This is a genomic window from Legionella worsleiensis (genome assembly GCF_001467535.1).
GTDB classification, from domain to species: Bacteria; Pseudomonadota; Gammaproteobacteria; order Legionellales; family Legionellaceae; genus Legionella; species Legionella worsleiensis.
On record NZ_LNZC01000022.1, the window covers coordinates 65,020 to 78,840 of the forward strand.

The following is a 13,821-nucleotide window of genomic DNA, read 5'->3' on the forward strand; positions in this document are numbered from 1 at the left end:
CGGGTGCGTTGCGAACGCACCCGGTTTAACTTAACTTGTAAGTTCAAGTTGAAAGGGTGAAGAACTGGCTGGTTTTGATTCTTCATGAGCGCTTTGGTCAGTTTGACCGCTTAATTGCAGTTGCAATTGTTGGATAATTTCCGCAGGAAACTGACTCTTGATATCGTCGATTAAAAATGGCTTTTGGTTAATGTAAAGATTTCCTTCTTTAAATTCAATTGCTTGAACGTCAGGGTGCAGTTCAGGGGTGGTTTCTGAGTCAGGACTGAATTTTATTTCAACACCACTTATCATGTGGGCCCCGTCTTTAATGCGAATACCTGTTGTAGTATTAGGTTTTTCCGAATAATAACTGCTAATAATTGCACAGGCTTTACAAAGTAAATTATAAGCAGCATCTAAAGGTAAGCCCACTCCAACACCAACTCCTTGTCCCATGATTCCCATTACTGTACCAAGAATGTGTGCAAGACTAATACTGCAAAAAGTTGTGATTAATTTGCATGCAATAATTTGAGAGAATAAGGCCACACCCATAGGACCTGCCGATCCTATCATCAATAACGAGCTGCCAATTAGCGCAGTAAGTTGGAATTTTACAGGAATACCTTGAACCGAGTCAGTCAATATTTGGCCACTCATACAACCTAGGGTTGCTCCTGTGTAGGCAAAGGCAGCCCCAAACATGGGTTGAGTGATGGATGTGATGGGGTAATTTTTATAGGGATTTTCCTCTTTGGCATTTTCGCATATTCCGGCGAGGTATTTACAAAAGGCATTCCACTCATCTTCTGAAAAAGGTTCCATATCGGCTTCTCGAAGTTTCTGATTGGCATGAGTAAGCGCCATGAGAGATGAGTTAATGAAGCGATTTGCAGTCATATAACAGGCTAATTTATCATCTTCTTCAAGATAATTTTGCTCATTTATACCTAAATCCCTATTGATTAAATTATATAAAACCGAGTTTTTTTTTGGTTTGGATATTTGTGATTGCACATAAATACACGCAGCAATCATGATTTTAGAGGCGATAAAATGAGCTTCCAAAGGACCGGCCCATAAGGTGGCATTCTGTTGCATGGTCTGAACTTGTTCGTCACGAAGCAGGTTTGCTGAGAAAACAACGAGCATTTTTTTAATAAATTTTGTTTGCACGTCACGTGCTACTACGTCTGTACCGCCAAGTATAATGGGTTTACCAAACATGGAAGGAGTTTTGTCCAGGTCGACTTTACGTTCTTTTTGATAATCATCACGCAAAAAACTGATACTTGTAAATACACCCGGTGGTAGAATATAACGCATAATAGACCTCATTTCCTATGATGAATTTCCTTTAGTATTTTTTATATTACTAATTCATTGATTAATTGCAATCATATTTGGTTATTTTTTATAAAATTTTTGCCCAATAAGTTTGAGTTCAGGCGTAAAAAATCTTGTTTTTTTATTTTAATTTCCAATGATATGGTTGAAGAAAAGGGTGGAGGTAGTTATTCTAGGCAAGCCTTTTGCTGATTGAGCAAGATTGAAGTGTGACGCATTTTTAGGGTAAAAAAAGGGTTGGGTTTAAAGAAGTCCATTTAATAAAGACTAAATTACAGACAGTCTCCAAAAAGGTACGATTCATGAATAGGTTAATTAATTTTTTTTTACTGCTTAGGGTATCTCATTGGAGTAAATCGGTCTTTGTTATGCTGGGGTATTTTTATACGCCTGTGCCCGGGTATTTGGTCCCCGCTTTATTGGCTTCATTGTCTTTTTGTTTGATATCCAGTGCTGTATACATTTACAATGACATTCAAGACCGGAATGAGGACAGTTTACATCCCTATAAATGCCATAGACCTCTGGCCAGTGATCTGGTTTCTGTTTCCGATGCTGTCATTATGTTGTTTTTGCTTTTGGTTGCTGGATTGATTCTGGCCGCTTTTATCTCGAAACAACTGGCGATTATTCTAACCGGGTATTTATTGGTTAATCTGGCATATAACCACATGTTAAGGTTAATACCCATTCTTGATGTAGGCTGCATTGCTTTGGGTTTTATGCTCAGAGTACTTGCTGGAACAGTGGGGATAGGACTTCCTATTTCGGGTTGGCTGATTGTTGCCGCAACCTTGTTAAGTTTATTTATCGCTTTAAACAAGCGTCAATTGGAGATGCATTTAGGATTAAAAAACTCCACTCGTATTGTTCTTAGAAAATACAAACCTGCGCTTCTTCAACAGCTTATTATTGTAACGGGAGTAGCCAGTTTTGGTACTTACTTGTTTTACACCGTATATGCACGTGATGAGTCATTTTTCTTTATATTAACTTTGCCGTTTGCTGCAATTGCATTATGGCGATTTGCCTGGTTATCTCACTGTAATGTTGAAAATGATGATCCTGTTAATGTATTTCTCGGTGACAGATTATCTCGGTTGAATCTTTATTGTTTCGTCATTTTGACTTTCATGGCTTTGACTTCATGAAATCTGGTTTGCGTTGGTATGACGGCTTTTTTGTTTTGTTGTTTTTTTATTTGCTGGTGTTACAAATTCAGGCGATTTGGCCTTTTACTGTAGATGATATGTACATTTCCTTACGCTATGCCAAAAATTGGGTGTCAGGAGATGGTTTGCTATGGAACGTTGGTTCGCCTCCGGTTGAGGGATATTCCAATTTCTTTTTTGTTGTATTAGCTGCGTGTTCTTTATTAGTCAATGCAGATCCGGTGCTTACTCTAAAATTGGCAGGTTTTGCTGGTTTGATTTGTCTTTGTATTTTTCTGTATTTATTAAGCCGATTTTGGTTCACTCCAAGGGTATCTCTTATTCCTTGCATTGTAGCCTTATTGTATAAAGGACAAATCATCTGGGCTGTTAGCGGTTTAGAAACAGCCTTTTATCAGGCACTGATTTGTGGTGCTGTGTATTTTATCTTCAGAGGAATGGGATATGCTCCATGTTGTGACGTGCGAGGAACAATCAGGCTTTTTAGCTTGTTTATTGCAGGAGTCTTACTTGCATGGGCAGGAATGACACGGCCTGAGGCTCCTGCGTTAGTTCTTTTATTTTTTCTTCTTATGTGGTGGGATAGGCCGCAAAATATGCGGGAACAGTACCAAAGAGGCATGGTGTGTTTTAGTGCTCCTGTCATTTTAATTTATTTGCCTTATTTTTTCTGGCGTTGGAGTTATTATGGATATTTGTTCCCCAATTCTGTCTATTGCAAAGGTTTTAACGAGGTATTTTTATATAACCTGGATTGGGATTATTTAAAATTAATTGCGCCTTTTGTTGTCTTGTCTATTCCTGCATTTTGCAAAGCCTGGGATAAAAGGTACTTTTTTTTGTGGCTACCCAGTCTGGTTTATCTCATTTTGCTTAGAGATGCTAATCCTGTAGTTGCCTTTGATAATCGCCTTTTCTTGCCGGCGTTTGTATTATTAATCCCCCTTGCTTTGCGGGGCCTTGAGCAACTTGTTTTACCGCTATTGAACGAGAAAAGCGCTATTAAGTCAGGACTTTTTTATGTTCTTTTTGCCTTTATACTGGTTTTGTTTATACCCATGATGTCTGTGGGGCAATATCGCTATTTTACTGAGAATCCGGTGCGAGGTGAACAGTTGCGGTACTCTGTTGTTCAGTGGTTGAATACCCATTCCAGAACTAATGATAGAGTTGTTTTGGGAGATTCCGGTTTAATTCCTTATTTAAGTGACTTGCATTTTATTGATTCTTTTTGTCTCAATAATTTAGCCATGACGCACTATTCTGTAAAACAAAGGTATAAAAAATGGTGTCAGCACCTGATGATCGAACAGCCGGAAATAATTATTTTGACTTCTTTGATAAAAAATGGTCAAGTTTTTTACGAGCCCGGTGATGAGTGTCTTAAAACAGCGCTTTCCAGTCACAGTGGCTATACAATGCGCCAATCGTTCACCGCAATAAATCCTGATTCAAAGTATCGATATGAATTGTTTACGAATTTTTAATGCGATGATGAGTAACATGGTGTAACATCCTTTTTAACTATAATGGATTTATAACTGTATATTATATGAAGCATAGAATTAAGATTTTAACAAAAAAATTACTGTCAAAATTTCCAGTTATTCTTTTTGATATAACAGCAATCCCAGTGGCATGGTACGCCGCATACTGGTTACGGTATAATATGCAGCCTTATCCAAGCATGTTAACGTCAACACATTCTTTTGTGGCCTTGGCTTTATTGTTTGTGGTTCAGGTCAGTTGTTTTTATTATTTTAAAATTTACAGGGGATTGTGGCGTTTTTCTTCTTTAAATGACGTGGTTCGTATTTTAAAAGCTACGGTTGCTGCCATGATTCTGGTCATCCCCGTATTTTATGCGACTTCAATCTTACACCATTTGTCTCGTTCTGTTTTTCCTCTGTATTGCATTATTTTGGCATCTATACTGTGCGGTGGTCGTTTGTTGGTCAGATTGCAATGGGACAGAAGAGGGCGTAGCAGTAAAATATCTGATGTAAGACGAGTTTTAATTGTTGGTGCAGGTCAGGCAGGAGAAGGGTTAGTTCGCGACTTAAAGCGAAGCAGTTACTACCAGCCTATAGGTTTTGTTGATGACAACATAAGTAAGCGAGGGCTTGAAGTTCATGGCGTCAGAGTATTGGGAACTACTCGTCAAATCGCTGACTTGGTCAGACAAAACGTGGTCGATCTGATCTTCATTGCCATTCCTTCAGCGCGCTCAGCGACCATGCGACGAATTGTAACCTTATGTGAAATCAGTAATGTGCCTTTCCGGACTTTGCCCAGTATTTCTGCTTTGGCCGCAGGACGGGTAGAGGTCAACGCTTTAAGACCCGTAAATATTGAAGATTTATTAGGAAGAGATCAGGTAACGCTCGAATGGGACAAGATAGCGACTACGATCACTGGAAAACGTGTGCTAATTACTGGTGGGGGTGGATCCATTGGTTCTGAATTATGCCGTCAGGTGATGGCCTTAAATCCACAGAGCCTTGCCGTAGTTGAAAATTCTGAATTTAATCTGTATCAGATTGAGCAGGAACTCAAAAGGAATTTTCCCGATATTCCTGTAGATTTGGGATTAATCAGCGTTACTGACGAAGTAGCGATAAATCATTTGTTTCAACGAGTTCAACCCGAAATTGTTTTTCATGCCGCAGCTTACAAACACGTTCCCATGCTACAGAATCAAATCAGAGTAGCCGTGAATAATAACGTGCTGGGTACTCAGGTTGTTGCCAAAGCCAGCGTGACTGTTGGGGTAGATAAGTTTATTTTGATTTCTACAGATAAAGCAGTTAATCCAACGAATATTATGGGTACGACCAAACGTGTGGCCGAGATTTATTGTCAGAATTTGAATACACGGGTTGAAACGCAATTTATTACGGTTCGTTTTGGTAATGTTTTGGGTTCTGCTGGCTCTGTTGTTCCGTTGTTTCAAAAGCAATTGCAAGCAGGGGGACCATTAACCGTCACTCATCCCGATATGCAACGCTATTTTATGACCATACCAGAAGCTTGCCAACTGATTTTACAAGCCATGGTTAACGGCCATGGTGGTGAAATATTCGTTCTCGATATGGGTGATCCGGTTAAAATAAGTTATCTGGCAGAACAAATGATTCGTCTGGCGGGAAAAGAGCCAGGCAAGGACATCATGATTGAGTACACCGGATTGCGACCTGGTGAAAAAATGTATGAAGAGTTATTCCATGAAACAGAACAATTAGCGCCCACCGAACATGAAAAATTGTTTAAAGCCCGGTTTCGAGAAATAGACTGGTACGAACTGACTCAAACTATGAGGATGTTAAACACGGCCTGTCATGATCATCAGGATGATGAGTTGCTTATTTTGTTAAAAAGCCTTGTTCCAGAGTTTCAACTGGATTCATTGGCTGCGGTCTAATCCAGAATTTATAAAATTTTGGAATGCAACGGCTAATAATGGACATGCGCAAGCGTGGAGTGATGAACATTTTTAGATGACGGACTTGCAAAAAAAAAGGAAGTCACGCAACAATGTATTATGGTGCTACTCTTTAAATTGTCTCCACGCTTTGACCATGCTTCACAGTGAGACAGGGAATTCTATTTAAGCAGGGATGACGACACGATTATGTCCTCTAAATCAATATTGCTGTGTACAGTAGTTTTAATGGGACTTTTTTTAGCGGCATGTAATGACAATAAACCCCTCACCAATACTCCTCGCCTTGTTCCGGTAGCCCAACTTGGTTTTACCAAAATTCCTTTAACAAAGACGTATATAGGAATTACCCAATCCGTAGCTGAGGTGGGTATTCGTGCACGAGTTGAGGGTTTTTTGGTTAGAAAAAATTTTACCGAAGGCAAACCGGTTAAAAAGGACCAGTTAATTTACGCCATAGATCCTAAACCATTTCAGGCTCAACTGGATTTGGCAAAAGGGCAGTTGGCCAAAAGCATTGCTAATATGGAATATCAAAAGGTACAGTACCAGAGATTTAAAGAGCTGGTTAAAAAAGGAGATGTATCACAAACCCGTTTTGATGAAGCCAATGCACGCTATACCGAAGCTCAGGCTGAAACCCTGGTACAAAAAGCACAAGTGGCAACTGCCGAGATTAATTTGGGTTATTGTTCCATGTTGGCCCCCTTTGATGGAATAATTGGTAAAAAATACGTGGATTTGGGAAATTTGGTAGGTGGCGCAGACAATACGCTACTGGCTAATATTGTTCAGCTAAATCCTATCTATGTTATGTTTAGTCCCAGTGTTGAAGATTATGCTATTTTTCTTAACTACAGAAAAAATATGCCTTTTCATGTTGAGGCTGTCCTGCCTTATAGTAATCAGCTCGTCTTTAAAGGTAAGGTTGATTTAGTCAATAACCAGGCAGATACATCAACTTCTACGATTTTGATGAGAGCACTTGTTGAGAATCCAGAGCAACTCCTCTTGCCTGGAGTTTATGTGACTCTTCATGTTGAACTTACCAAAGAAGAGTCGTGCATCCTTGTTCCGGCCACCGCAGTGATCGAATCGCAAGGGCAAAGAACAGTTTATCTGGTGAATAAAAAAAATCAGGTTGAGGCACATGTAATTCACACCAGCGGAATGTATCAGCAATCCTATATTGTGATCTCAGGCGTTAAAGATGGTGATTTACTTATCTTGAACGGGCTACAAAAGATTAATCCGGGTGATGCGGTCAAGCCCGAACTGCAAAAACAACACGGCTCAAATAATGGTTAGATTTTTTATTTACAGGCCTGTCTTTGCGATGGTAATCGCCATTTTAATGGTATTGGTTGGCAGTATTTGCATCTTTACACTGCCTGTCGCTCAATACCCCTCTATAGTTCCTCCTGAAGTTCAAGTCAGTGCTCAGTATATAGGCGCAAGTTCGCAGGTAGTGGCTGATACGGTGACGACTCCTCTTGAACGAAACATTAACGGTGTGGAGGGGATGATTTATATGTCTTCTAACAGCACCAACAATGGCGATTCGGTAATCAGTATTACTTTTGATGTGGGGTATGATATAGATATTGGTGCTGTTGATGTTTTGAATAATGTTAATACTGCGAATTCTTTACTTCCTCCTGAAGTGATCCAGGCCGGTATTACCATTCAAAAAGTGTCTACAGATATGGTTTTGGTGGTTAATTTAATATCACCTGACGGGACTTTGGATGATGTGTTTCTCAGTAATTATGCAGACATTCATCTTACCCCAGCAATAGAACGTATTCCTGGGGTTGGTAATGTAAATAATTTTGGCCTACTGCAATATTCAATCCGTATCTGGTTAAATCCTGATAAGCTGGCCAGTATGGGAATTTCTCCTCTTGAGGTTATCAATGCAGTTAAAGAGCAAAACCATCAAGCGCCGGTGGGAGTCGTTGGTCAACCCCCGGTTCCCAAGTCCATTCCTTTTCAGTATCAAATTACGACCTTGGGACAATTGAGCGACGTTCACCAATTTGAAGACATCATCGTTAAAACCAAAGATAATGGGCAGATAGTTCGATTAAGGGATTTGGGGCGTGTTGAAATGGGCGCACAAACCTACATCAATACATCACAACTCAATGGGAAGCCCAACGCCAGTCTTGGTGTATATCAATTACCGGGAGCCAATGCGTTACAGTTGGCTGATGGTATCAGAACACTAATGGATAAAATGAAAAGGCAATTCCCTAAAGGAATGGATTACACCATAGTTTATGATACCACCCAATTCGTCAAGGAGTCTTTAACTGAGGTAGTGCTTACTCTTTTTGAAGCAATAGGTCTGGTTTTTATAGTGGTTTTTTTATTCTTGCACAATTGGCGAACCACGCTGATTCCATGTATTGCCATTCCAGTTTCTTTGATTGGCACGTTTATTTTATTCAAAATATTCGGTTTTTCCATTAACACCTTGAGTCTTTTGGGACTGGTTCTAGCCATTGGATTAGTGGTTGATGATGCCATAGTTGTTGTCGAGAATGTTGAAAAAAAATTGGAAGAAAACGTCACGGATATTAAAGAAGCCACTTTGCTTGCAACAAAAGAGGTGCAAGGACCTATAGTTGCAACAACATTAATTCTGCTGGCTGTGTTTGTACCCGTTGCTTTCATTCCAGGAGTAACCGGGAGTCTTTATAATCAGTTTGCACTGGCTATTGCCTTTTCTGTGGCATTATCTGGAATTAATTCATTAACCTTAAGTCCCGCTCTTTGTGGTTTGTTATTGAAACAGAAAGAGCAGCCTCGGTTTTTCCTGTTGCGTTGGTTTGAGCATGCTTATCAGGTCATACTCAATCATTATGCAAAGACTATAACCTGGTGTCTTAATCACAAAAAAACCGTGATAATTATTTTTGTCCTTTTAGGTGCAGTGACCATTTTGATTTTTAAATCTTTGCCTAGCGGATTTTTACCTGAAGAGGATCAGGGGTATTTTATTACTGCTGTTAAAGGGCCTGATGCTTCTTCCCTTCACAGAACAGAAGAAACAGTCAAAAAAGTCCTTAAGATTTTAGGGGAGACAGATGGTGTTGCTAACGTAATCAGTATTAATGGGTTTAATATTATTGATGCAATTAATCAGCCTGATTCAGCGGTGCTTTTTGTCGTATTAAAGCCATGGTCAGAACGTAAAACGCCAAGGCTGAGCGTTACGGGGATTATGAATACGGTACAGGCGCAGTTTAATGATATAAACGATGCCAGAATAGGTGTCTTTAATGCCCCCACTATTCCAGGATTAGGATCTGTGGGTGGGTTTGAACTGGAAATAGAGGATGTCAACAATCAAGGTGTTAATCAATTAGCCGCAGTGGTTAATCAATTTGTGAAAGATGCGAATAATGAGCCGGCAATTCGGGGACTATTTTCTGATTTGTCTGTCGAGGTACCGCAATTATTTTTGAATATAGACAGAACAAAAGCCAAGGCGTTAAATGTGTCTATTGATGAATTACTGGCAACCTTGCAAATTTATTTAGGTTCGTTTTACGTGAACAATTTTACCAAATATGGGCAAACCTACAGAGTGATGATACAAGCTGAGGGTGATGCAAGGGCAGAGGTTACAGACATCAGTGCGCTTTATGTGAAAAGTAATCATGGTACTATGGTTCCTTTAAGCAGTTTGCTGCACGTTGAATACATTCATGGCGCTTACAATATACCTCATTATAACCTGTACAATGCTGCTGATTTGAATGGTGCCGCAGCCCCGGGTTATAGCTCTGGTGAAGCTATTGCCGCTTTAGAACACCTGGCGGCAGAAAAATTACCTAAGGGATATGCTATGGAATGGACTGGGATTACCTATCAACAGCTCAAAGCAGGCAATATGGCTGTATTGATTTTTATCTTATGTTTAATTTTTGTTTTTTTGTTTCTTGCTGCTTTATACGAAAGCTGGTCTATGCCGCTGATGATTTTATTGGTAGTTCCGCTGGCACTTTTGGGTGCTGGTTTGGCACTCATGCTCCGACATCTCGATTTGGATGTGTACGCTCAAATTGGTTTAATTTTGTTGATTGGTCTGGCGGCAAAAAATGCGATTTTGATAGTAGAATTTGCTAAAGAAAAACGGCGAAATGGTGCATCGATAATAAATTCCGCTAAAGAGGCTGCTGCATTACGTTTAAGACCTATTTTAATGACCGCTTTTGCCTTTATTTTTGGTGTAATGCCGTTGACAATGGCAACTGGGGCAGGGGCTGCCAGCCGCCATTCAATAGGCACCACGGTTCTGGGGGGCATGTTGGTTGCAACCGTTCTGAGTTTATTAGTGGTTCCAGTCTTTTATGTGGTGATTGAGACATTGAGGGAACGACATTAAAAATGCGGGAGTTTTGCAATAAACTGAGAAAAATTATAGTGATAATTTTGCAAACCCTATTCATTAATATCCGTTGAAACGAATAGGGTTTGAACCAAAAGTGATATACCTTAAGCTGTTATGTTGTGTTGCGATTCTTCGCTGAAATCAATATGTTGAAGGGTCTTTTCCAGAGTTTTTCTTAATTCATTAACTGCCTGAACAAGATCATCGACAGCGGTTTTAGGTTTTTTGAAAAACTGAGGAGTTGTTCCCCCGCTTAATAATCGAATAGTCCAATTTGCAATAGATTTTAATACATCCATGATCAGCTCCAGTCCTGTACGATTGTTTTCGAGACGTTGGGCTGCATTTTTGCCTGCTGCACAGCACGCCTCAAAAAACGCATGAAATTCTTTGGCGGTGATTTCTTCAAGCTGCTTAGGGCTTGCTGAGTTTTTGGGTTGATAAAATTGCTGCTTAGGGCTTGCTGAATTTTTTCGTTGATAAAATTGCAGCTCTTTTGCTTCCTTAATGGCAGTGTAAAAATCTGTAATAATGTTTTTAATATTTTCATCTGTTTGAGGATCTAATGAATTTACAATGTTCTCTACATTCTCGAAAGAAGGGAACCCATAGCCCAATTGTTGCAGTTGATTTTTGCGTAGCTCAGTTTGCTCGTTGATATTTTGAATTCGGGCATTAATAAAGGCATACAGATCTTTCAGCTCCATGGATTCAGGTATGTGAGTAGGCTCGTTTAAATACCAATAACACTGGGTTATTAATTGGTTTGTTGTTTCTTGTTCAATACCATTTTGAATCGGCGTTTGTCCCTCGATAACTTGCTGAATAATTCCCATAATAAAATTGGGACTTGTAAATAATTGAGCAGTCATTTCGGGATAGATGTTTTCTATGTCTTTATTAATTAGTTCTTTAGCTTTTGGAAACGCTTTGCTTAGTAATGCCAGTTTACAGAGATTTTTTGTGAGTTCTACGTCGTTTTTCCGGCTAACCCGTATTGCCTTTTTAAATAATTCATCTATTTCTTCAGCTTTAAGAAAATGTGTATCAAGACGCATGGATCTTAAATCATGAAGGGCATGATCTTTTGTTAATATGGAGCTTATAGAGTCAAGCAATGATTTATTCAAACAGATAGTTGCTCTTAAATTGTTGAGCTGAGAGTTAAGAGTTGCATTTTTTATTTTTTTTGCGAATGCTGCAATGAGCTCCACAATAACTTTAGTTTCATCTTCCTTGCTCAAAGCCCCTGCAAAAGGTAATAAATACTGTTGTGATTCCAGATAGGCAATAAATAAGGGAATCACTTTATTCGTTTTTTTATACACACTTTCTTGCATGTTTTTAGCGAGTTTGAACAGTTCGGTAGAAATGGTGTCGTTATCTGCCAGGCCATTTGTGCTTAGATGGTATTTGAGTTTACAAAGTATTGCATTAAAAAATACCTGATTTGGCAGGGGTATATCGTCTAATGAGTTGGTTAATTGTTCTAAATCATTCAACTGATGGTGATATAAACTTGACCATAAATCCGGTTGATTTTTCATTTTTAAATAAGCTTCTTCAATCATTTCCTCATCGAGTGAGAACGGTTGAATTAAGGTAATTAATCGACTAAGCTCCTGAATAATCCATGCATTTTGGGATAGCGTATCCAGGCTAGGGCATTTCCCCGCTTTGCTTTGTTGTTCTAAAATTGTAAATTTATTGAGTTCAGCTTGGCAATTTTCATTTTTACAGTCATTTTCTGTTAATTGCTGCAAGGCCTTTTCAGCGTCAGTAATACACTGAATTTCTCGTGCATAATCCTTCCTAATCGTTTGCAGCGAGCCTTTTGGATCTATGAGTTGTAAAACTCGAACAATAAAGCTCATTTTTCCAACAACTTGGCTATGATACAATTCTTCAGGGAGATTATGCATAAGACACCTATACTTCAGTTACAAATTTTAAGTGGTCAAATAATATCAAAAGTGAGGTATTATTGCAACATAATGTTAGATTTGTTTCTTTATTGTTGCATATATGTTAAGAAATGTTGTTTAAAACGGCAATGTTGCATTGTATTTTTTTCATAATTTTCAAAGAAGATAGAAAGCCTTATTATTCGTTTTTAAATGAAGTTTACTGGCCAATTAAGCATAAATTTAAAGTCTCGTTTTGAATGAGTTTCATTTTTGGCGATAGCCGCCTGTTTATGATAATTTCTTTTAAACAATAAGAGGGTCTTTATTAGTTTTCTCATTACACAAAGCACTAATCTGAATAAAGTTTTTCAGATTAGTGTGTTAGGTTTCTAGCCCCGGTTCTTCCCATTAAAAAGCTGGTGACAGAGATGTTTCTGGTTCAGAATCAGAATCAATTGGTATAATAAATTCAAGTATTGCTACTAATGTAAACATGATTAGATGCATCGGTGCCACAAATACTTCAAGACATAGAAACAAAGGTAATGACATACACAGGGTGGGAATAATTACTCCAGCACAAAGAATTTTGGCAATAATATCAATAACTTGTATTATAAGATCTTCCGATGTTTCTTCGAAAAATCCAAATTGCCTGACCCTATCTATTATTGTTTCCCTATCTTCTATGTCGGTTATATTCCAACCAGTAAGAGGAAATGTCGCAAGTCTTAGGTATGTGCGATGATGCGACATAAAATAAGCGTTTATCTCATCTGAGGCACTGTCAGTTTTTTTAATGCTCATGGTTATTTCCTCATGTATATTTTCTACTGTTTTGATTAATTATTTTTACATTTTATCTGATGAGTAGTTTAATAAATCGCAGAGCAACCCCTTCAGGGAGTAAATTTTTACGTCCAGATAGTATTGATGCTCACGTCCATAATAAAATGTTAACTGACGTCAAAGTGCATAAACCCACACGACATAGTTATTTAAAAAACAGATTGATAAATAAGGTTAGGGGCATTTTGCCCCACAGACCGTCTTTATTTAACTGGTGTTAAGCTCTTTTCTAATTCAGCATCAGAATCATTGGATACCAAATCAACCAGATTCGCTATTGTCAGAGAGAGTAAATGCGCAGTTACTGCTATTACTTCTGCAGTCACGGCAATAGCCAATGTCATGAATGTTGCAGGTAGTAATACCGGGCTAAACCACATTTTGAGCCCAATGTCTGTAGCTTGTACAATATATTCATCTGGTATTATCTGCAAGCCGAATTCTCTATTGCCTTCGAGTATCCTGTTTCTGGGAACAAAATCGGTAACAGACCAACCTGTATAAGGATATGTAGCAATATGACCAATTAACTGATGTACAGGCTTAAAAAAAGCGTTTACATTATCTACAGTTTTAGAACTTTTTTTAATGCTCATTCTATCTCCTAGTCATTTTTAACCCTATTGTACATAAATAAATCACTTGAGTCAATTGTTGATCTAAAGTATTTTTAAATTAACTACTCGGATTTATTTTTTCGGACAGAGAACGAAGGGAAAC

At 38.6% G+C, this 13,821-nt stretch carries 9 protein-coding genes; 5 read left to right on the forward strand and 4 right to left on the reverse strand.

Translation table 11 applies throughout. The features are described from left to right. Nucleotides 1-30: 30 nt before the first annotated feature. Nucleotides 31-1,308 (reverse strand): hypothetical protein, encoded by a 1,278-nt coding sequence (locus Lwor_RS08920; protein WP_058493543.1) that lies wholly within the window; start codon nucleotides 1,306-1,308, stop codon nucleotides 31-33. Between the two features lie 323 nt (nucleotides 1,309-1,631). On the opposite strand from Lwor_RS08920, the gene Lwor_RS08925 reads away from it, so the two are divergent. The 5 genes from Lwor_RS08925 (at nucleotide 1,632) to Lwor_RS08945 (ending at nucleotide 10,339) form a co-directional block, all read left to right on the forward strand. Beyond that, entirely contained in the window at nucleotides 1,632-2,480 is an 849-nt protein-coding gene (locus tag Lwor_RS08925; protein WP_058493544.1) for a decaprenyl-phosphate phosphoribosyltransferase, read from the forward strand. Next, entirely contained in the window at nucleotides 2,477-3,988 is a 1,512-nt protein-coding gene (locus Lwor_RS08930) for a hypothetical protein (RefSeq protein WP_058493545.1), read from the forward strand. Before Lwor_RS08925 ends, Lwor_RS08930 begins: the two co-directional genes overlap by 4 nt. Before the next feature lie 65 nt (nucleotides 3,989-4,053). Then, nucleotides 4,054-5,922: a polysaccharide biosynthesis protein gene (locus tag Lwor_RS08935; RefSeq protein WP_058493546.1), complete on the forward strand. Its 1,869-nt coding sequence runs from the start codon at nucleotides 4,054-4,056 to the stop codon at nucleotides 5,920-5,922. Between the two features lie 210 nt (nucleotides 5,923-6,132). Then, on the forward strand, nucleotides 6,133-7,251 hold the full coding sequence (locus tag Lwor_RS08940; RefSeq protein WP_058493547.1) for an efflux RND transporter periplasmic adaptor subunit: 1,119 nt from the start codon (nucleotides 6,133-6,135) through the stop codon (nucleotides 7,249-7,251). Next, a complete protein-coding gene (locus Lwor_RS08945; RefSeq protein WP_058493548.1) occupies nucleotides 7,244-10,339 on the forward strand; it encodes an efflux RND transporter permease subunit in 3,096 nt (1,031 codons plus the stop codon). Before Lwor_RS08940 ends, Lwor_RS08945 begins: the two co-directional genes overlap by 8 nt. A gap of 110 nt (nucleotides 10,340-10,449) precedes the next feature. On the opposite strand, the gene Lwor_RS08950 is transcribed toward Lwor_RS08945, so the two are convergent. The 3 genes from Lwor_RS08950 to Lwor_RS08960 form a co-directional block, all read right to left on the reverse strand. After that, on the reverse strand, nucleotides 10,450-12,267 hold the full coding sequence (locus Lwor_RS08950) for a hypothetical protein (RefSeq protein ID WP_058493549.1): 1,818 nt from the start codon (nucleotides 12,265-12,267) through the stop codon (nucleotides 10,450-10,452). A gap of 393 nt (nucleotides 12,268-12,660) precedes the next feature. Next, nucleotides 12,661-13,059, reverse strand: coding sequence for a hypothetical protein (locus tag Lwor_RS08955; RefSeq protein ID WP_058493550.1), 399 nt, complete (start codon nucleotides 13,057-13,059; stop codon nucleotides 12,661-12,663). 245 nt (nucleotides 13,060-13,304) lie between these two features. Next, on the reverse strand, nucleotides 13,305-13,697 hold the full coding sequence (locus tag Lwor_RS08960) for a hypothetical protein (protein WP_058493551.1): 393 nt from the start codon (nucleotides 13,695-13,697) through the stop codon (nucleotides 13,305-13,307). Nucleotides 13,698-13,821: the final 124 nt, after the last annotated feature.